The following is a 20138-nucleotide window of genomic DNA, read 5'->3' as shown; positions in this document are numbered from 1 at the left end:
AGCCATAGTTGCGCTACCAATTCCGGTCAGAACTGAAAGCAAACCTACAAAAACATTAAGCTGCAAATACCACTTCATCAAGGGAAAAACTCGACTTTAAACGAGCAAGTACTGCGTGAACAATCAACCTATTTTCAGAGTCTCCTCCCAACCCCTTACTGTTATCTCAACTAAGATGTCCTTTGTGCAAGCGACTCCATCGGGATCTTACTCAGATCTGATGTTGGGAAACAATCAAACTTGTGTCCCAAGTTGAGACTGATGCAGGAGACCACTATTCTGAACCTTAATTCTTGCTAGACCCATAGGGAGCGCCTTAGTTGCCCAAAATAGTTTACCTTACACAAACTATCATGCTCTTAAGCCAAATGTCGGCAAATAGTTTCACTTATTAACGTTTAATCGCATCCGACGAATTTTCCGGCAAAGTGGTTCGTCCCCCATAATTCAATAACCGTTCAATTGTTGCCAGCCGATTATCCCACACCTGAACTTGATAAGGGTGGCGCATCCCTTGCTGCTGCATCCATTGGGGGAATTGAGATCGGAACGCGGCGAGGGCGGCTTTGGCGTTTTGCCAATGCTGCTGTGAGGGTTCCATGGCAAGTTGATTGAGCGCCTGATTCAGCTTTTCTGTTTGAGCCACCCATTCAGTAAAGGCGTCTTGATGAATGGCGATTTGCTCATTCGTTACCAAAAAATTCCATTCCCGTTGCAGTGCGGCAAATCGAGTCATGGCGACTGGGAACGGCTGACGGTAAGGAATGGGATCGGTTGAGGTGGACTCAGGCTGACCCTGAGTCTGTTGGAAAATACGATGTAAATTATCGTTAAGATTCTCAACCGCAAACACAGCATACCCCCCGGCGGGTAAATCCCGCAGCAGTTGGATTTGGTCAACTGCGACAACATCGGGTAAATTCAGCAAACGAATTCCTGGAATCAGTAACGCTTCGTTAAGTGTTGATTCCGTGAGTAACGGTTGGGCGAGACTGTGCAACCCTTCTGTATCCAAAGCATAGGTCATCGGTACAACTAGATCAATATACCCCTGAAGAGCCCATTCTTCCCAGTTTTGCTGCAATCGTTGCTGACGCTCCCCTAGGGGGAGGGCAAATACAGCAGCCGATAGAATCAAATCAGGACGTTGCTCGCGCAGACGCGCCGATACCGATGCGACAAAGCTGTCCACTTGGCGGATACGAAAGTCTGTCCATTGTTGCCATAATTGGCGCGAGCTAGGATACACTTCAATTGGATCAACCCCTGTCCATTCCTTAAATTGCTGACGCGCCGCCACCCCATACCCGTATGTTTGATTCACTCTCGGATCTTGAAACGGATAACGAATATAATCCAGTTGAATCCCATCTACGTCATAGCGGTTGGCAATTTCTTCCAGCAGTGCCATTAAATAATCCCGCACCTCCGGGTTTGCGGGATCAAAAAATGCCTTTCTGGTATTGGGATCAAACAAGCGTCCCCGCTTATCAAAAATCGCCCAATCGGGATGAGCTGATAAAACCGGACCCGGATAATCAGGTGGCTGATTCAATAGAGCATTGTGACGCTGATTCGCCGCCGCAAAAATCCACACCCAAGCGTGTAACTCCATCCCCCGTTCATGAGCCAAGTCCACGGCGGCTTCTAAAGGGTCCCAGCCGCGAACCAGAGGGTTTTGTTCAGGAGCCACCTGACTGGGGTAAATCGGATAACTGGCATTAACAGTTTCAAAGAAAACGGTATTAAATCCCGCCTTTGCCAATTGGTCGAAGAGTTTAACTAAATCCTGCTTAGTCTTTGCCTTGACAATTGTCCCCCGATCTAACCAAATTGCCCGAATTTCCGGTTGGGCAAGTTGACGAGCGATGGGATAATTATCCCAGAGAAGCCGTCGGGCATTAATCCATTGTTGTCGCGCCGCCGTATAGTCCTGTTGCTCAACCGCACCCAGAAAGTTTTGTAACCCAATTCTCGCTTGCGCTAATGCCGAAACCGTGGTTCGATTTGGCTGGTAATTCCGTTGAGTCTCATGTTCGGCTTCCTTGACACTCACCCCCTCTAATGACTCGATACTCTCTTGAGTGAGCAAGCCAACCTCACTATTGTGAGCATTAGCCGTTAATAATGTACTTTCCACCCGACCCATTAAGTGTTCCAACTCCCGACTCATCGCCGTCACTTCATTGGGAGTCAGGATACCCCGATTATTGCCCGGAGTTTGGGCGGGAAGCACTAAGCGATCGCCTTCGCTGGGAACAGGAGTCGGATTGCTGGCGGAGAGGTTATCTTGGCGTTTTGGATCTCGACTGATTACAGGTACAGGAGTCGCCGCCAAGGATTGACTTTTAACACAATTCGGTGGGGATGAATTCGGCATCTTTCCAGGCGTCGGCGTAATATTATAACGACTCAGCGCCGCTTGCAGCCAAACCACATCCGTCTGTGCGGCGGCTTCCCCCTCCACTCCCCAGCGCCAGCCCAAAAAAATCGATTGATCCGTCGTCACCACGGCGGGGGGATTTTCTGGCTGATTCCATACAGCCGCCGTTTGAGCCTCCAAACTGGCGGGAATCACCACACCCCCTTGCAACTGTTCCACCAATCCCGCATTGGGTATCCACCTTGGCGAAGACACTGATAATCGTTCCAATCGAGACGGTGTACTCAGACCAAATCCCCAATAGGCACCCAAGAGCGATCGCAAGCGATTGCGAACCTCAGGTTGAGATAAAATGCCCGCAGGACCACTGACAATGATCCGCCCCCCTTGACGCATCCACTCTTGCACAGTTGCTAGGTGTTCGGGTTCGAGGCGTTCAATATTGGGTAAAAATAGGACTTGAGTATTTTCCAGATTAGAAAGTTGAGCAACCTGGCTCAAATCAATAACACAGTAATCCACACCCGTTGACTGCAAGCGACTGGTAATATCTGACCAATCGGCTTGATTATCAGGACTTTTTACCACCCCCAAGTTTACCGTTTGAGCTAACGCTCCGGGTAATCCTAGCAGGGTATTGATTGTTGCCGCGATCGCAGTGCCAACAACCCATTTTTTCATCGTAGACCTCGTGAGACTCCGACCGTCGTAACTCCAATCGCTCCTTAACCATCTTAAATGGTAGGACTAGATGAGCCATCCAAAGAGTAGCATGGCGCAACTAGACACCGACACCTGAGTGAGATTTGCCAGGGTAGCGACTCAACAAAAACTCTAAACCAATTCATTAACTGGGAAGCGATCCAATAACTGAATCCCTCGAATAGCATTCCGTTTTAAGGCATCCGATAGGAATGGCACATGGGGAATTTGAGATAAAAAATCGACAGTACGGCGCAACAATCTGACAATATCCCCTTCATCTAAACTGGTATCCTCACAAAGCTGTGTCCATTCCACACCCAAAGCCCATTGCTCAACTAACCCAATTAAATCCCGTTCTAACCAAATCGGCAGAGCCACCTGATAGCGACGTTGTACTCGAAACAACTGATGGCGAGTTTGTCTTAAACTATCTAATGCCGCCAGTACAGGTTCTGAGGGGGGATAATTTGTCCAGCTATCAGGACGCGGTGTTTCCGTCACCAAAGAGCAGGCGCAGGCGGCTAAGTGGTGAGGATCTAACTGATCAAATGCACCGGACATCAAGGCTAACCCCAACCACAGTTCGTTATCCCCACGAATCGCCGCCGCCGCTTGTCCTAGTTGTGTGGGTGTTACTTCCTCCAGACCACCAAACGCCCTTAACACTTCAATCAGGTTAAGAAATTCTTGCCAGTGCTGGGCTTGGTTTTCTCGGTATAAAGCTTGACGCTCATTAATTTCCTCTTGTAGGGCTAGGCGGCGTTTATGGCGCTTGATTAATTGAGACGGATTACCCCATTGTCGCACTGGATGATCTTCGAGTTGGGCTTTTACCGCATCTACCCGCTGCTGCTGCGCCTCCACTTCGGGTGCGACTATGAGTTCTATATCGGTGGGAATTTGAGCCGCTGAAGCCTCAGTTTCTGGTGTACCCCGCCTAAGTTGACCGGGCTTGAGTGTGAGTTCAGCGGGTGGGTTGAGAACACTCAAATCAATCATATCTAACCACCCATATACCCCCACCAAATCGGCTGTTGTTGCCACATACCAGCGATTATCTGCACTTAAGCAGACTAAATAGGGTGACTGTCCCCGCCCTTTTTCCTTCGCCACCAATAGAGCCGGAATCGGTTCAGAAACCGGAATGTACTTGCCCTTGAGTGAAAGTAGAGTACCCAAGGGCGCTTCGGGTATAATTTGGGCAATTTCTGCTGCTTGTACCGCCTCGGCTTGTCGTTGTAGGGTTTTAAGTAATCGCCGTTCTTCTTTAAGCCGTTCCTTGAGCTTTTCGTACCGCCCCAGGGCACTTAGATCAACGGGCGCCAGTTGAATATCTAATTTTGCCAGTTCTGTGGTTAACTCGGTAATCGCTTGTTGCTGGGGTTGGAGGTACAGTGTTGCCAGGTATTGAGCGAAACTGCGTTCGATCAACTCCTTCGCCTCAGCAAGGCTGTGAGTTTGGAGTAAATTCAGCACCATGCCATAGGTCGGAGTAAACTGGCTGACTAATGGGTCAGCCTTACTCGTAGCTAGGTACGCCGCTTCCTTTGCCCCTTCAAAAGGTGTTTGTAATGTGACCACATAACCCGTTGCATCCATCCCCCGTCGTCCGGCTCGACCTGCCATTTGTAGAAATTCCGATGGCGTCAGCAGTCGGTGTCCAAGATCTGTTCGTTTCGAGAGGGTAGAAATCACGGTGGTGCGAGCGGGCATATTAATTCCTGCGGCTAGGGTTTCAGTGGCAAACACCACCTTAACCAGCCCTAATTGGAACAACTCTTCCACAAACCCCTTCCAAGCTGGTAAAATCCCCGCATGATGGGCAGCAATCCCACGATAAAGGGGTTCCACTTGTCCGGCGCGACCCGCCTCCGGATTCCGGCGCAAAAATTCGTCAATGCGCTTTTTCAATTCAGCCGCTTCTTTGGCATTAACCAGGGACAAGTCTCCCAACTCCTCTACCGAGCGATCGCAACCGCGACGAGAGAAGATAAAATAAATCGCCGGTAACATATCCCGTTGTTGGAGTTGCGCCAGCACAAAGGCATTACTGGGGCTCTCTGGGCGTCCCCCCCGTCCTCTCCCTTTATTTCGTTTAGGTTTGAGGCGAGGATTTAATTTCGTTTGGCTAGAGTCCAGCAGGGGGAAAATACCCTTTGGGTTGGCAAAGCTGACTTGTAAGGGAACTGGTCGAAAGTCGGAATAAATCCGCTCTGTTGCGCCATGAACCAAGTTCAACCAGTCCGTCAGCTGATCAGAATTCGCCACCGTAGCCGATAGGGCAACAAGCTGAATTGTTGGGGGACAATAAATAATCGACTCCTCCCAAACCGTACCCCGTTGTCGGTCATTCATGTAGTGGCACTCATCCAAGACCACCGCTTCAACACCTTCGACAGACGTGCCAATTTCCCCAATCGGTGTGCCGTAAAGCATATTGCGGAAAATTTCCGTGGTCATCACCAAAATTGGCGCGTCCCGATTGATGGAAACATCGCCCGTAACCAGACCCACATTTTGGTCACCAAACGTGGCGCGAAAATCTCGTAGCTTTTGGTTGGAGAGTGCTTTCAAGGGAGTGGTATAAAAAACTCGCCCTCCTCTTGACAAAGCGCGGTAAATCGTGTATTCACCAATCAACGTTTTTCCGGAACCTGTGGGGGCACAGACGACAACTGAACGATTCGCATTCAGCGCTGCGATCGCTTGGAGCTGAAATTGATCCAGAGGAAACGGAAACAGGTTTTTCGGGTCAAGCTCTATCTTCGGGGTAGAAACGTTCACACCAGATCTTGCCAATAGGTGACGAAAGCAGGACGTGAACTACCCAGCACAGACCTGATCCTTTGTGATCCTTCGCAGGCTCAGGACAGGAGGTACAGTGTGGGCTTCTGACTTCTTAGGGGAGTAGCCACAACTTAGATTTACTCCAAGTAATGGTCTTACTTCCCCTCCGTCAGCAGAGACGGCTGTCCCATCCGCCTATAATACTTTGATATTGAGAGTGCAATGGGTGCATTCGCATACAGATGACTTGCTACGCCAACTTGGTTTTCGTTGACACAACCGATGCAAATAATCCTTGCCTCGACATCTAGTATCGTTATTGTACCATTTTTGTTGTGAATCTTTTTGGGAACCCCAACTCCAGTCTCCCAGCACTACAATCTTTGATTTAGTGCTGGACCTATAGCCTTCCCCAAAACCCCACCATTGGGTTAAGTTCATTACGGTTTCCGCCCTAAATTGCCAGGATTTGTTCCCTGCGCCTGGAGTCCCTCTGCCAATTTTAGGGTTTGTCCTGATTTGCACAGGGTTGATTGGAAAAAAGGCTGTAGCAACTCGGACATGGAGATCTACGAGCGATGTGCAACAACATGAGCGAGTTTTCACAAGCATCCTATCTTAGGAGAGAACGTGAAAGCTTAGTCATTTTGTCCAATCAATCACCCAAGCGTCTCGCGTTTGATACGTTTGATACTGAGGGCAAAGATGATAATCGCGGCAGTGGTCGGTGACATCTCCTACACCAACTTATTACAGTATGGTGTAGACTTCTCAGCGACTCCAGCTATTGAGCCTCGGACATTGACTGAGCTTTATTAACGACACGGGATGCCCCACCGCGCCGGACAATACAAAAAGTTTTGTCACCCAATGTAGCTGCTGGAATTTTACCCGGAAACAGATGCGACTACGAATAGTCTGTTTCTAGACCCAAGCGCATATCCCAGGTTGTCTTGGTTCAGAGTACAGGCAAGCGATTAGCTTTTAATTTATTTAACCTGTACTACAATAGTAGCAAATTGCAAGTACTTTGACAACTAGGAAGCAACTAAATGAAGATACCATCACAAGGCAAGCCGCTGAATTCTGGCGAGCGTCAAGCTAGGTAAAACCCAAGTTTGATCAAGTTATTCGGAGCAGATCGATCAATTGAGCGCCATATATAAACAGTAACCCAGCCTCAGAAGCTGGGTTTTCGCTTATGTTTTGGTAGCTAGCTACCTCTAGAACATGCACCCTAGCACCTAAAGTGCCCCCGCTCCCCTGCTTCCCTACATCCTGCTGCCAGGATTCTTAATAAAATTTAACAATTGTTAGACAGTTGCGGTTATCATCCATACGTGTATAACTGAGCTTATCGGCAATTTTTTGCATAATAGCCAGTCCTCGCCCTCCTTCAGCCTGATCATCAGGCAAGGACGACGGATTTTGGAGCCGCCGTTCAAAGTCAAAAGGCGCTCCACAGTCCCAGATCCGTATTTCTAGACGTTGGGGTGATTTCGCTAGGACCACCTCAACATCAATGGAAACACTCGACGGCAGGTCTTTGTGGGCATATTTCACCGCGTTAGTGTATCCTTCCGCAAGCGCTAGTTTGCACTGTAACCAGAGTTTTGTTTCGATTGAGGAGGGGTGAAGCTCCCCAAACCAGGATAAAACCTGGTCTAACGCATTTAGGTCGGAAGGAAATTGATTGCTAAATGTTTGAAGCTCTATCAACTGCTCAAAGCCTTTCACATCAACGACATCAAAACCAGAATTAGAATGAACAGATACTCCCTGTGAAAAAATCCAGTCTACCCTAGATTTAACCCTTGCTCTACCATTTATTCACTGACCTTGATATCTTTATCACTTTCTCATGAAAGTGCCCAGCTTCATCGAGTATTCCTTCTTGTTGTAAGCGCGTGCATCTGCAATCTCCTTGAGTGACTTGTATTATCTCGATGCCATGACCCAAATTCTAATTATTGATGACGACCCAGCCATTCAAATACTGCTGAAACGGACGCTTCATAACCAAGGTTATGAAGTGACAATCGCTAGCAACGGCGAAGAGGGTTTAGAACAAGCGCAGCAGTTACGTCCGGCGTTGGTCATTTGTGATTGGATTATGCCACGGATGAACGGACTAGAAGTCTGTCGTCAAATTAAGGCAACACCAGCACTATCAACCACTATGTTTATTTTGCTGACATCTCTCGGTTCCGTTGGGGATCGAGTAAAGGGACTAGATGCTGGGGCGGATGACTTTATCTGTAAGCCCATCGAAATTGCTGAATTGCAGGCGCGAGTGCGTTCGGGCTTGAGATTACATGAACTGAGCCGCGATTTGCAGCACCAAAAACACTTGCTGGAAATGGAACTAGCCGAAGCGGCGGAGTACGTCCGTTCCATTCTGCCAGATCAGATGACCGAACCGCCTGTAACTATTGACTCTCGATTCATTCCATCTCGGCAATTGGGAGGTGATGGCTTTGATTACTACTGGTTGGATTCCGAACACCTGGCAATTTATTTGCTAGATACGGCAGGACATGGCTTGAGAGCGGCTTTGCCAACCCTTTCGGTGTTGAATCTTTTGAGGTCACGCACCCTGCCGAATATTAACTACTACCAACCCAGCGACGTTCTGCGGGGGTTAAACCAGACCTTTCAGATGACAGCACGCAATGATAAATACTTTACCATCTGGTATGGAGTCTATAATCGCACCAAGCGTAAACTTGTCTATGCCAGTGCTGGACATCCACCGGCTGTCTTATTCTCGGGTAAGCCATTGTCTAGTGGGGATGTCCAGCTTTTGAAGACAACGGGACTGCCTGTAGGTATGCTGCTTGAGGCTGAGTATGTGGATGATAGCTGCGACGTCAGCGAATCCAGTTCCCTTTACATTTTCAGCGATGGGATTTACGAGATTCACCAACCGGATGGTAATATCTGGGGACTTGACTCCTTTGTCAAACTTCTGGGTGAGTGTAGAGTAGAGAGTTTGTGTAACCTCAACTCAATCTTACAGGGTGTTGAGGCATTAAATCCCAAAGACTTTTTCGATGACGATTTGTCTTTGCTAGAAGTTAACTTTGAATAGAAAAGTTATCACACTAACCGCCAAGGATTCTAATCCCTGGCGGGTTGTTGTTTCAAAGCAGCTAACAATCCCCGGTCTGAAGACGCGGGGATTCTTGCTGAGCTTCGCCAAGCTGCGCTACCACAGGGAGTCATGCACTAGAGGAGACAGCCTCCTCAAACGCTTCTCGTGAGGGAAAGATTTCAAAAACCCGATCCATGCTTGTCAGTTCAAATAACATTTTGATTTGTTCGTTGACTGAGCAAACAAAGAGCTTTCCCCCAGCGGCACGAACGGTCTTAAGGGCAAGAACCAGTGCCCCTAAGCCCGAACTATCCATAAAGGTAACGTCTTGAAAATCAATCAATACGATATCAGTATTTGATTGCACAAGGTCGCTAATCTCTTGACGAAATTGACCGGCTTTTGTGCCATCTAAGATACCAGAGGGTTGAACAACTTTAACCACAGGACTCATATACTACTTATGACTGCCGTTACAGAAATATCCAGACCTTGCCAGTATAGCCGCGACAATTCAAATCAGCCAAATTTTTGCGCTGATAAGAGATGTCGTTTTTGGGCAGTTTTTATCCTCTGGAGAGATTATAGATATATCTCTCTTGAGTAACTTCATTCTGTTTTCCACGGGAGCAGCTATCTGTATGGGTCAGGGATGGACTGCATCTCCACTTGGGCGGAGATACGTTAGTCCTTACCGAATCCAGCCGTATCTATCCGGATTTTTTCGGTAGACACATTTACCATAACCTATCATATCTACAGATACTACCATCTTTTCTGGCAATTCATCCGGTCACTCAAAGTGAAGGTATTCTTGCCAGATTAGATAAGATCTGGAGACGGTAAAGGTTTGAATGGATGACGTTTGACGTCCAAGGTAGCGGCAACCTTGATCTGAAGGGCAATATCCTTGGTAAGCTTCATTAAGGATATTACTAAGTTGGGCAATGAAAGACCGAGTTTTGATTCTAGGTGGACAAGGACGTATCGGCAGCAGTGTAATGGAAGATCTCGTTGCCCATACCCAAGCAGAAATTACGATTACAGGGCGTCACAGGACATCGGAGACAGAATTTTCGCCACAGGTGCAATTTCTGACCCTAGATTTAGCAGATCAAGATGGGTTGAGGAGTGCGATCGCGTCTCATAATCTGGTCATTCATTGTGCTGGTCCTTTTCTGTATCGAGACGCCTCGGTTCTCAAAACCTGCATTGAGATGGGCGTAAATTATCTGGATGTGAGTGATAATCGCACCTTTATGCAAAAAGCCTTCGCCGATCACGAGCAAGGGGCGGCGGCGGGTGTTACCGCCATTATTAATACCGGGGTTTTTCCCGGAATCTCCAATAGCATGGTGCGTCAGGCAATCGAACAACTGGATTTGCCAGAAAAAATTCACCTGAGTTATGGTGTAGCCGGTTCCGGTGGGGCTGGAGTAACCGTGCTGCGAACCACGTTTCTGGGCTTATCAGAACCCTTTGATGCGTGGATTGATAACCAGTGGCAGAAGGTCAAACCCTATAGCGATCGCGAAACGATTGACTTCCCTGACCCTTATGGCAAGGTTGGCGTCTACTGGTTTGATGTACCAGAAACTGCTACTCTTGTCAACTCTTTTCCCGTAAAAACGGTGATCACCAAGTTTGGCTCGATTCCCGATATTTACAACCACCTCACCTGGATCACCGCCCATCTGTTTCCCTCCGCTTGGTTAAGGAAACCCCAGAATATCGAGTATTTATCCCAACTCAGCTACCGCATGACCCAAATTAGCGATCGCTTCAGTGGTATCGGCGTTGCCATTCGCGCCCAAGTCACAGGTTACAAGGGGAACCAACCTGTCACAGTTGTCTCAACCTTAGTGCATGAAAATACGGCAGTGGCGGCTGGTGCGGGTACAGGCAGCATTGCTCAGTTTATCTTGGCAGGTCAACTCAGTAAACCCGGTGTTTGGTCGGTTGAACAAGCACTTTCAACGGAATTATTTGAACAAGCGATGCAACATCGAAACATCCAAATTCATTTGCAAACGAACCCCCTGACCTAAAGCGTTAGCCTTCTTAGATCAAGTTGATATGTTTTGAGTAATTTATTGAAACTAATTAGGCAAATTCTATTATTTTTTAATTAATAATATTTCGTTTTATTTTTTTTGATTGATAGATCACAAAAAAGTGGACGTTTTCCGGAAAATACAGCTAAGCTTATGTATGGTATACAAGTATTACAGATGTAGAAAATAAGTATAAATTCCTCGGAGTTTCTTTGAGATTTTGTCGGTTATACCCCGAAGTCTTAATAAACTTATCGAATTACTTCTGTATAACTAAACACCTAGATAAATGTAGAACACATCTCATTAATCTATTCTGAAAATAAGGAGAAAATGTGTTAGAACTAAAACGCGATAAACTAGGACAACTTAGTAGCATTGAATCCTTCCGGGCTATTGTGGAAGGCATGACAGACGCATTAGGGGACAAAGCTACAGCCGTAGCACTGACCTCTGCGGGTCGGAAGCACGGTAAGGAAGTTGCTGAAAAGTTGGGCTTCAACGGTTCAACACAAGACTTAGAAGGTGCCACCAAACAAATTCAAGAACTTTTAGGAGAAAAAGGTTCTCGTCTTTGTATCATTGATCGCATTGTTCGAGACGGTGATTCGATCAAAGTCTACACAACCGAAACCCTTTGTGCTGTCGGTGGAACGGAGGAAACTCCTGCCAAGTGTACCTTTACACTCGGTCTAGTTTGGGGAGTCTTAGGTGAACTACTCCAATCGAAACTGAAAGCAACTCAAACGGAATCTGTACTGCGGGGTGACAGCTACGACTTGTTTGAGTTTACTGTACTCACCTAATCTCTGAAAAGAGCGGCTTTTCATTTTCTTTAAGGATAGTCTGAAAGGGAGAAAGCCGCCATTAGTTAGTAGAGACGTAGTCGGCTACGTCTCTACATTAGTTAGTAGATAGTCGGTAGGAAGGCAGAAATTTCTCTAGTCAATCTCTGTCCTTCTCCTATTACCCGAATGCCGCAGTTGTTAAAATGTTAAAAGCATTCTGTCTCTGTTTAAAACAAATCCTTTCTTTTTGTACCAATCTACGATAAAAGGATTCTTGGTTTTTATCGGAGTCAGACGTATCCCCTTAACGCCTTGGCATTTAAGTTGAGTGATGGCTTCGTTTAAAAGCTGATTTCCGAATCCTTTACCTCGACAGGTGGGTTTAACTTCGATGAGATTAATGACACCAAATCCATCGGGCGCGATGCTAAACACGATTTCCCCGACAATCTCGTTTTGGACGATTAACTCAAACATAATTCACCTTACCGCTTAATCGCGGCGTTTTATTAACCCGAGTTCGATGCAAAAGGCTGATAACGTAATGAGGTGGGATACAGGTTACAGGGTTTTCCGAAAAATGAACACCTGTAGCGACGCTGAACTCAGGGATATTAGCTAAATTCAAGTGCGCTGCACTAGCTAGTTTTTCTACAGATCCTGGGCTGTATTTCTGAAGACTCTCAAAATCCTTAGGATTGTCTCAGTTTTTGCCCTGATGGTTGATTCACTCTGATCAGCAGATTTTAATGATTCTCAGCACTATTCTTTTTTGAGTGAATTCTCCTTAGCGAATCTGAAACATGGCGTTAAGTTTTCGAGGCTAAATTACATGATTCAGAGAAAAATAGAGAGATGTGTTCCCTTGTTAACACATACTTATATCATACCTTATTTATTATCTTCTATAGCTAGAGTATGTGTCAAGACTTGCCAAATGTATTGCATGTAATACAATTGAACAGAGAGAGAATTTCAGTAGAGCGAAACGTTTTAGATAAGAAATGCACAGGGACGGACTCAAGAGCGTTGCTGTCAAGTTAATGAAAGCCATGTTCCAGACCTGTCATTGTGCTATGGCTAGCAGGGGGTGCAGACTCAAGTTGCCAGTTCATCATTCTTAGTGCAAGCATCTTGACCACTTTTTCTTAGGGACTTGCAAGTTAATAATGTATCGACTAAGTTTCACTGGATTGGTGATACAGCTTTCTTCACGGGGACTCTATCTATTTTTACGCATATATGAGCATCTAGATTTTTATATTTATTTTATATTTTGAATTAAAACTCTTTTTAAAAGGAATTTTTTAAAAAAATAGGGGACTATACTAATTGTAAATAACAGAACTCTCAATGTCTAGATTGGGAAAAAAAAATATACAAGTTTCCGGATTGCATCAATTAGATCGGTATATTATTCATAGAAACAGCAGGGCTATGTGTCTAGAACCAGCTAAATATCTATGATTAAGAATTTAGTGTCATTAAAGAAATTCTTAAATGAATAGCAATTTAACTGACTAGGATTACCTTGCTAAACACCTTCTTGGTTGATGAAGTGTTCCAACTCTATGTTGTCAAAAATAAGGAGTCAACGTGTTAGAACTAAAACGAGATAAATTAGGACAATTCAGCAGTATTGAATCCTTCCGGGCTTTGGTTGAAGGGATGAGCGATGCCTTAGGTGAAAAAGCGACAGCCGTTGCTCTGACTGCTGCTGGTCGTAAGCATGGGCAAGAACTCGCAGAAAAGTTGGGGTTCAAAGGTACTACACAAAACTTGGAAGATGCGACTAAGCAAATCGCCGAAGTTTTGGGTGAAGAGGGAGCTCGTTTGTGCATCATTGACAAGATCACCCAAGAGGGCGACACTGTCAAGGTTTACACCACAGAAACCCTCTGCGCGATCGGCGGAACTGATGAAGAACCTCCTAAATGTACTTTTACCCTCGGTTTAGTTTGGGGCGTTTTAACCGAACTGCTTCAGCAAAAAATAAAGGGTTCACAAACACAATCAGTCCTTCGAGGTGATTCTTACGACCTGTTCGAGTTTATTACTGTTGAGTAATTCAACAAAAAGCAGCTAATGAGGATCGCCCTGCTATCACACTCGGCAAATCTTTTCTTAGCCGCCTTATGCTCATCGTGAGCTGACTGGGTAGCCTTACAGTTTGGGCTAAAACCCAGAAGTAGGTCATTTTAACATCAAACCAGTCAGCCATGCTTGTCCTAGTTACATCACTTAACTTCATTGTCCTCTATTAACGTTAAGGAGAAACACAAAAATGGGAATCAATACTCAGAAACTGAGTCACCTGGTTCAGAATTTTGTCTCAACGACAACTGATGTCATCGGTGCTGCGATTGTCACGCCGGATGGTTTACCCCTAGCGTCTAGCTTGCCCGGATCAGTGGCTGAAGAGCGTATCTCAGCAATGTCCGCCACTATGCTGTCTCTGGGTGAACGGATTTCCAAAGAACTCTTGGGAGGTCAAACCAGTCGTATTTTAGTCGAAGGTGATGATGGCTACAGCATTATGACCGACTGCGGTCCAGAAGCTGTGTTCATCGTTCTGGCTGGGAAAGATGCCAAACAAGGCGCCCTTAACTTAGATATTAGTCGGGCGGTTAGCCAGATTAAAGTCAGTTTGGGTTAATTCAGTTAGTCTCCTATCCGCACCCCGACTCCTTGAGTCGGGGTTCGCCTCCAATAAAATATGATGAAAAATAATAAAAATATACATAAGTGAAACCCTATATCTGAACAAAAGTATAGAGATAACAACAGTACTGATTTGAGCCAATACTCCGGACTTATCTGCTGATGCATGAAAAAAGTAACTGTATGAAAGCTAAGCGGAGTTGTGCGGATAAGGCAGATATCCTGGATTCGGCGAAAAGTTAAACAACTGAGTTTCCTTGCTAGCTTAAGGAGCGCGACATTTGTCTTAAGTATATCATCCCTATAAGTCTGCCTAGGCAGACTTGGTTTGTCTGGTTCCGTGTTAGCGTTAGCGCAGCTCGGCGTTAGCTTAATGGGACGCGATCGCGTTTATCTTATTTACCATTTATTTCTAATATTTGAATACCTTTGAGTTCAGCTATTGTCCTTAAACTTTATTATCTAAATTGACTTAAATACCATTGCTTTACTTTAATTTGGATTTGAGTTTTTGTGCGAATTGTTTGAGGTTTAAATTATTTCTTTACATAAATAACACATAAATATATGGACAACATTAAAAAAAATTGTTATCAATAAAGAAGATTAAAAATCAACTCTAACAGAGAACAAAGATGACCTTAGATTCTCATGCATTTATGGAGACAATGGTAAGGCGTATTAGCTTTACCGATGAACAGAAAGCAATTCTCAAAGCCAACGCAGATTGGGGTAAAGACATCGCTCCAGAAATGGCAGATCATTTCTATGCTTATTTGGGACGAGATCCGGAAATGAGCGAGCTTTTGAATGCTACAGAAGGACGGATACATCGCTTGCGTGAAACCTTTACGCAATGGTTTTACGAAATGTTTACAGGTATGGATGATTGGGGGAATACTTATGCAGATCGCCGTTGGCGAATTGGTCTAGTGCATGTGCAGATTGGCATTGGACCGCAACATGTAGTGCCAGCTATGGCAATTGTGGTTAATGCTGTAGGTCAAAAGCTAAAAGAGGCAGGCAAAGATGAAGAATTACGAGATGCTCTCAGTCGAATTTGCATGATCGATCTGGCGTTTATTGAGCAAGCCTACATTGAAGTCACATCAGCCGCCGTTCTCAAAGAAACAGGTTGGACAGAAGGTCTATTCAAACGCCTCATTGCTACGGGTGCAGGTTCAATGTAATTCAAACTTCACGATTTAACTCCATTCATAGTCTCTCAATTCAGCAGGAGTCAAACAATCAATGGCGATCAATTCTGAAAAATTAGGACATATTCTTAAGAATTTTGTCTCAGCAACGGGTGATGTTGAAGGTGCTGCTATTGTCACCCCAGATGGTTTACCTTTAGCGACGAGTTTGCCGGGTGGTATGGATGATGAACGGGTATCGGCAATGTCTGCGGCGATGCTATCTTTAGGTGAACGGATTGGAAAAGAACTGATTCGTGGTATGATTGACCGCATTTATGTCGAAGGTGACCAAGGCTTGAGTATTTTGACAAGTTGTGGGGAAGATGCTGTCTTTCTAGTTCTAGCCACTAAGCAAGCTAAACAAGGACTCTTGATGTTAGAAATTAAACGGACTCTTGGCGATTTGAAGGCTATCTTGCTGTAATTTAGTTAATTAAGTGTCAGGAATATTTTAAAGGCGTTAGTAAAGTATAACTAATAGCCATAAATATCCTGACATAGAGAACTATAGTTTGAACAGCATTTTCTGTTTTTACTTCCACATCCTTCTGGCTAAAAGTAGTTTAAATCGAATCAAGAAAAGCAACTCTGCTTTGCTGCCAATAAATATCATGGAAAATATACGTGTAGTGATAACAGGAACTGTCGGGGCGGGAAAATCTACTTTTGTGCGAATAGCTAGTGAAATTGATGTTGTCGAAATAGAACGAAAGGTAAGCGATTCTGATACAGAAGCCTCATTTAAAGATACAACTACCGTCGCTTTCGATTTTGGCAGACTTGTGTTAGAGGCTAATAAAACTTTGTACATGTACGGGACTCCCGGTCAAACCCGTTTTGATTTTATGTGGGATATTTTAATTAAAGGAGCTGATGCTTATATTTTACTGGTAACCGCTAATCAGCCCAATAGTTTTTCCTATGCTCAAGATATCCTCTCGTTTATGAATGATCGCGTTCAAGTGCCGATGCTTATTGGTTTGACTCATACAGATTGTGGCGGAGCTTTACCTGTAGAAGAAATTGTTAAACGTTTAGGTATTGTAAATGCTCAGCATCGTCCGCCTATTCTGAACGTAAATCCTCAACTGAAACCCTCAGTTTTAAAAGCATTAAGAGTCTTAATTAAACAAATATCTTAGAGGAAGTTTTTTTACATATCCTAAATATTTTTTAACAAAGGGCAAAAATAAAATTGTTGTATTGCACAAAAAATAAAAATTAATTAAAGAATATCTGGATTAATCTTTTAACTTGAGAAGGAGTAAATAGATTAGTTCTTGAAATGGGTAAAGGTTGTACAATAAAGGAGATGAATATGGCAATTGCAAAGAATGAACTACGCCAAGAACTTGGAGACTTTAGCAGCATTGTTTGCCTCAAAGCAATTATTACTGGTGTTGAAGAAGCTTTAGGTGATAAAGCTACAGCAATTGCGCTAATTTCTGCTGGTCGCCAACGAGGTAAACAGTTGGCGGAAAATCTTGATTTAGTGGATAAGGGAAAAGAAATCTCTTTAGCTGATGTGACGAAAAAACTCCAAGACGCATTAGGTAAAGATGGAACTCGCTTGTGTGCGATCAAAAAAATTTTTCAGGAGGACGAAGTCTATAAAGTCTATACTCACGAAACTGTTTGTTCCGCAGGTGAACCCCAAGGCTCATCACGACAATGCACGTTTACGATGGGGGCGATTCAAGGATTTCTGGAAGCATTTTTGGGTGAACGTTTACGGGGAACTCAAACTGAATCCGTATTACGGGGAGGAACATACGATATTTTGGAGTACAAAGTCTTAGGTGCTATTCAAAAATAACCTTGCTCTAGTTAGTGCATTTTCTCAATCGAACCTAGCCTCAAGAGAGTAGTCATGATTTTTGTAAAGACGTTCCACTCGAACGTCTCTACATGACATTTTTACAAAGGAGATTGACTCCTATTCCCCGTTGAGGAAATTTCAGCAAAACGGCAACTATGGCGATTAATCCTTATAAGTTAGGGGGTATTCTGAAGACTTTTGTCAGTAATACCCCTGATGTGGAAGGTGCAGCAATAATTACTCCCGATGGTTTACCCCTAGCTGCAAGTTTGTCAGTTGGTATGAATGATGAACGGGTATCAGCGATATCAGCCGCTATGTTGTCTTTAGCCGAGCGAATAGGTAAGGAACTGATTCGGGGAGAGATTGATCGCATTTCTGTAGAGAGTAAGCAAGGCTTGAGCATTTTAACCCGTTGTGGACAAGAGGCGGTTCTTCTGGTTTTAGCAAGTCAGGCGGCTAAGCCGGGACTGTTGAGATTAGAAATTCAACGAACCATCACGAAAATAAATTTATTTCTGTCGTATTTCTTTGTGATCATCTCAGTGATTAATTTGTCGATAAAATGTTTTAGCTAATTGGCTAATATTATTTTTATGATAAATAATTTAAGTCATATTTTTTATATATACTTCATAAATAAACTATAGAAAATTACAGACATATTCGCAATTAAATGCTAAAATATAAATAGGGATAATTACCTAATACCATCCAAGCAGTTGGCTATTAAAGCATAGATTTTACTGAATACCTAAACCATTAATGCCAACAAATTTTATCGGCAAATGAGGAAAATACTATGGCAATTGTACAGAATGAACTACGTCAAGAACTCGGAGACTTTGGCAGCATTGTTTGCTTGAAGGCAATCGTTACCGGTGTCGAAGAAGCACTGGGGGAAAAAGCTGCCGCGATCGCGATGATTTCTGCTGGTCGCCAACGGGGTAAAAAGCTAGCAGAAGCCATGGATTTGGTAGACAAAGGTTCCTCCCTATCCCTGGAAGAGTTGACCAAACAAGCCCAGGAAGCCCTAGGCAAAGATGGAACTCGTTTGTGCGTCATTGACAAGATTAGCCAAGAGGGCGATGTCTACAAAGTTTTTACCCACGAAACCCTTTGTTCAGCTGGTGAATCCCCAGGCTCATCCCGGCAATGTACTTTCACCATGGGGGCAATTCAAGGATTTCTAGAAGCATTTCTGGGTAAGCGCTTACGGGGAACTCAAACTGAATCCGTCTTACGAGGTGGCAACTTTGATCTGTTAGAGTACACCGTTCTTCCTCAAGTCAATCATTAACAGGTTCGGGGGGAGCATAAGAAGTCTTAACTTCCAGTATCTATAAGTTCACAAACTGTTTGAAATTGGACAAGGAGTATCACAATGGCTATTAATGCTGAAAAACTAGGAATGATCATCAAGGATTTTGCTTCAGCCACCTCTGATGTTGAAGGGGCAGCGATTGTCACCCCGGATGGTTTACCCCTGGCGACGACTTTACCGAGTGGTATGGATGACGAACGAGTTTCTGCGATGTCAGCGGCGATGCTTTCTTTAGGTGAACGGATTGGTAAAGAATTAGTTCGCGGCGTAATTGACCGTATTTATGTTGAGGGTGATAAGGGTTTGAGTATCTTAACCAGTTGTGGTGAAGATACCGTCTTTCTAGTTCTGGCGACGAAAGCGGCGAAGCAAGGACTTTTGATGCTGGAAATCAAGCGCACCGTTGGTCAATTACAAATGGTTCTGTCGTAATCACCTTGATAGGTAAGGGTTTCTTCACTTGTGCAGCAAGCCCTATGTAGGGTGGGCATTGCCCACCCTACCCATGTTGAGATGATCAATTAAACAAACTATCGCTAAAATTAATTTATTCTGACTGTATTATCAGAGAATTTCAATCAAGAAAATAATATATTTTACAGTTTTTTTAATAGAATAATTGATTTTTCTTTTTCCCCATTATAGCGAGACTTGATTTGATCATATTTTCTCTATTTAATTATTTAAAAAATATTTATAATCTAGACAAGTTGACAATGTAATGCTAAAACAAAAAGAGAAGCCATTGGCTAACATCACTCACCGGATTTAGCTGTTCAAACCCATTTTTTCCTGAACAGCTAAACTCTTAATGCCAACAATTTTTGTTCATTAAATGAGGAAATTAATATGGCAGATTCAGCGAAAGATCCACGTCACGAATTGGGAAACTTTGGCAGCATTGGAGAAATGAAGGCAATCGTTAGCGGTATCGAGGATGCGCTGGGTGAAAAAGCCGCTGCGATCGCGATGCTTTCTGCAGGTCGCCAACGGGGTAAAGAGCTAGCAAAACAATTAAATTTGGTAGACAAGGATGCCTCCGTCTCCATGGAAGAAATTACCGAAAAAGCCCAGCTAGCTTTGGGAAAAGAGGGAACTCGTTTGTGCGTCATTGACAAGATCATCCAAGACGGCGATGTCTACAAAGTCTATACTCGCGAAACCTTTGACTCCTTCGGTGAAATTCAAGGCTCAACTCGGGTCGCTTCTTTCACCATGGGGGCGGTTCAAGGGTTTCTCGAAGCCTTTCTGAATCAGCGTTTGCAGGGAACTCAAATTGAATCACTCTTACAAGGGGGTAGCTGTGATCTGTTCGAGTACACCA

18 protein-coding genes are annotated in these 20138 nt (G+C 44.5%); 13 read left to right on the top strand and 5 right to left on the bottom strand.

Translation table 11 applies throughout. The annotated features are described in order from the left end of the window. Positions 1 to 391: 391 nt before the first annotated feature. The 3 genes from RLO19_RS13120 to RLO19_RS13110 form a co-directional block, all read right to left on the bottom strand. Positions 392 to 3064: a glycoside hydrolase family 10 protein gene (locus RLO19_RS13120; protein WP_446357009.1), complete on the bottom strand. Its 2673-nt coding sequence runs from the start codon at positions 3062 to 3064 to the stop codon at positions 392 to 394. A gap of 153 nt (positions 3065 to 3217) precedes the next feature. Beyond that, positions 3218 to 5872, bottom strand: coding sequence for a DEAD/DEAH box helicase (locus RLO19_RS13115; protein WP_446357007.1), 2655 nt, complete (start codon positions 5870 to 5872; stop codon positions 3218 to 3220). A 1296-nt stretch (positions 5873 to 7168) separates the two neighbouring features. Beyond that, positions 7169 to 7612, bottom strand: coding sequence for an ATP-binding protein (locus RLO19_RS13110; protein ID WP_446357005.1), 444 nt, complete (start codon positions 7610 to 7612; stop codon positions 7169 to 7171). A 214-nt stretch (positions 7613 to 7826) separates the two neighbouring features. On the opposite strand from RLO19_RS13110, the gene RLO19_RS13105 reads away from it, so the two are divergent. After that, positions 7827 to 8966 (top strand): PP2C family protein-serine/threonine phosphatase, encoded by a 1140-nt coding sequence (locus RLO19_RS13105; protein WP_446357003.1) that lies wholly within the window; start codon positions 7827 to 7829, stop codon positions 8964 to 8966. Positions 8967 to 9096: 130 nt separating this feature from the next. Here RLO19_RS13105 and RLO19_RS13100 read toward each other — a convergent pair whose 3' ends face one another. Next, on the bottom strand, positions 9097 to 9423 hold the full coding sequence (locus tag RLO19_RS13100; RefSeq protein WP_446338413.1) for an STAS domain-containing protein: 327 nt from the start codon (positions 9421 to 9423) through the stop codon (positions 9097 to 9099). A gap of 493 nt (positions 9424 to 9916) precedes the next feature. Between RLO19_RS13100 and RLO19_RS13095 the strand changes: the two genes are divergently transcribed. Further along, positions 9917 to 11017 (top strand): saccharopine dehydrogenase family protein, encoded by a 1101-nt coding sequence (locus RLO19_RS13095; RefSeq protein WP_446357002.1) that lies wholly within the window; start codon positions 9917 to 9919, stop codon positions 11015 to 11017. Positions 11018 to 11358: 341 nt separating this feature from the next. Continuing rightward, positions 11359 to 11829 (top strand): hydrocarbon-binding protein, encoded by a 471-nt coding sequence (locus RLO19_RS13090; RefSeq protein ID WP_446357000.1) that lies wholly within the window; start codon positions 11359 to 11361, stop codon positions 11827 to 11829. Positions 11830 to 12009: 180 nt separating this feature from the next. On the opposite strand, the gene RLO19_RS13085 is transcribed toward RLO19_RS13090, so the two are convergent. Beyond that, a complete protein-coding gene (locus RLO19_RS13085) occupies positions 12010 to 12288 on the bottom strand; it encodes a GNAT family N-acetyltransferase (protein WP_446356998.1) in 279 nt (92 codons plus the stop codon). A 1119-nt stretch (positions 12289 to 13407) separates the two neighbouring features. Here RLO19_RS13085 and RLO19_RS13080 point away from each other — a divergent pair. The 10 genes from RLO19_RS13080 to RLO19_RS13035 all read left to right on the top strand — a co-directional run. After that, the gene (locus tag RLO19_RS13080) at positions 13408 to 13878 is read left to right on the top strand and encodes a hydrocarbon-binding protein (protein ID WP_446356996.1); all 471 of its coding nucleotides are present in this window, start codon (positions 13408 to 13410) and stop codon (positions 13876 to 13878) included. Between the two features lie 217 nt (positions 13879 to 14095). Further along, positions 14096 to 14467 carry a roadblock/LC7 domain-containing protein gene (locus RLO19_RS13075; protein WP_446356994.1) on the top strand — a complete coding sequence of 124 codons (372 nt, stop codon included), beginning with the start codon at positions 14096 to 14098 and terminating at the stop codon, positions 14465 to 14467. Between the two features lie 640 nt (positions 14468 to 15107). Continuing rightward, positions 15108 to 15662 (top strand): protoglobin domain-containing protein, encoded by a 555-nt coding sequence (locus RLO19_RS13070; RefSeq protein WP_446356993.1) that lies wholly within the window; start codon positions 15108 to 15110, stop codon positions 15660 to 15662. Positions 15663 to 15723: 61 nt separating this feature from the next. Continuing rightward, positions 15724 to 16095 (top strand): roadblock/LC7 domain-containing protein, encoded by a 372-nt coding sequence (locus RLO19_RS13065; RefSeq protein ID WP_446356991.1) that lies wholly within the window; start codon positions 15724 to 15726, stop codon positions 16093 to 16095. A gap of 187 nt (positions 16096 to 16282) precedes the next feature. Further along, positions 16283 to 16813 (top strand): GTP-binding protein, encoded by a 531-nt coding sequence (locus RLO19_RS13060; protein WP_446356989.1) that lies wholly within the window; start codon positions 16283 to 16285, stop codon positions 16811 to 16813. Positions 16814 to 16989: 176 nt separating this feature from the next. Then, complete coding sequence (locus RLO19_RS13055) at positions 16990 to 17487, top strand: hypothetical protein (RefSeq protein WP_446356987.1); 498 nt, start codon at positions 16990 to 16992, stop codon at positions 17485 to 17487. 158 nt (positions 17488 to 17645) lie between these two features. Next, a complete protein-coding gene (locus tag RLO19_RS13050; RefSeq protein ID WP_446356986.1) occupies positions 17646 to 18068 on the top strand; it encodes a roadblock/LC7 domain-containing protein in 423 nt (140 codons plus the stop codon). A 224-nt stretch (positions 18069 to 18292) separates the two neighbouring features. After that, positions 18293 to 18790 (top strand): hypothetical protein, encoded by a 498-nt coding sequence (locus RLO19_RS13045; RefSeq protein WP_446356985.1) that lies wholly within the window; start codon positions 18293 to 18295, stop codon positions 18788 to 18790. 84 nt (positions 18791 to 18874) lie between these two features. Beyond that, complete coding sequence (locus RLO19_RS13040; RefSeq protein ID WP_446356983.1) at positions 18875 to 19246, top strand: roadblock/LC7 domain-containing protein; 372 nt, start codon at positions 18875 to 18877, stop codon at positions 19244 to 19246. Positions 19247 to 19663: 417 nt separating this feature from the next. Next, positions 19664 to 20138, top strand: a 475-nt coding sequence (locus RLO19_RS13035; protein ID WP_446356981.1) for a hypothetical protein, incomplete at its 3' end; no start/stop codon positions are given.

It is taken from the genome of Coleofasciculus sp. G2-EDA-02, assembly GCF_040226375.1.
Taxonomy (GTDB): Bacteria; Cyanobacteriota; Cyanobacteriia; order Cyanobacteriales; family Coleofasciculaceae; genus Coleofasciculus.
The sequence above is the reverse complement of the archived record's forward strand: the minus strand, read 5'-3'. Positions and strand labels throughout refer to the sequence as shown.

What these genes read in the sequence shown, in the direction of transcription:
- RLO19_RS13120 (WP_446357009.1), bottom strand. Translation starts at nt 3,064, where the DNA reads ATGAAAAAATGGGTTGTTGGCACTGCGATCGCGGCAACAATCAATACC.
- RLO19_RS13105 (WP_446357003.1), top strand. Translation starts at nt 7,827, where the DNA reads ATGACCCAAATTCTAATTATTGATGACGACCCAGCCATTCAAATACTG.
- RLO19_RS13100 (WP_446338413.1), bottom strand. Translation starts at nt 9,423, where the DNA reads ATGAGTCCTGTGGTTAAAGTTGTTCAACCCTCTGGTATCTTAGATGGC.
- RLO19_RS13095 (WP_446357002.1), top strand. Translation starts at nt 9,917, where the DNA reads ATGAAAGACCGAGTTTTGATTCTAGGTGGACAAGGACGTATCGGCAGC.
- RLO19_RS13085 (WP_446356998.1), bottom strand. Translation starts at nt 12,288, where the DNA reads ATGTTTGAGTTAATCGTCCAAAACGAGATTGTCGGGGAAATCGTGTTT.
- RLO19_RS13075 (WP_446356994.1), top strand. Translation starts at nt 14,096, where the DNA reads ATGGGAATCAATACTCAGAAACTGAGTCACCTGGTTCAGAATTTTGTC.
- RLO19_RS13070 (WP_446356993.1), top strand. Translation starts at nt 15,108, where the DNA reads ATGACCTTAGATTCTCATGCATTTATGGAGACAATGGTAAGGCGTATT.
- RLO19_RS13065 (WP_446356991.1), top strand. Translation starts at nt 15,724, where the DNA reads ATGGCGATCAATTCTGAAAAATTAGGACATATTCTTAAGAATTTTGTC.
- RLO19_RS13060 (WP_446356989.1), top strand. Translation starts at nt 16,283, where the DNA reads ATGGAAAATATACGTGTAGTGATAACAGGAACTGTCGGGGCGGGAAAA.
- RLO19_RS13055 (WP_446356987.1), top strand. Translation starts at nt 16,990, where the DNA reads ATGGCAATTGCAAAGAATGAACTACGCCAAGAACTTGGAGACTTTAGC.
- RLO19_RS13050 (WP_446356986.1), top strand. Translation starts at nt 17,646, where the DNA reads ATGGCGATTAATCCTTATAAGTTAGGGGGTATTCTGAAGACTTTTGTC.
- RLO19_RS13045 (WP_446356985.1), top strand. Translation starts at nt 18,293, where the DNA reads ATGGCAATTGTACAGAATGAACTACGTCAAGAACTCGGAGACTTTGGC.
- RLO19_RS13040 (WP_446356983.1), top strand. Translation starts at nt 18,875, where the DNA reads ATGGCTATTAATGCTGAAAAACTAGGAATGATCATCAAGGATTTTGCT.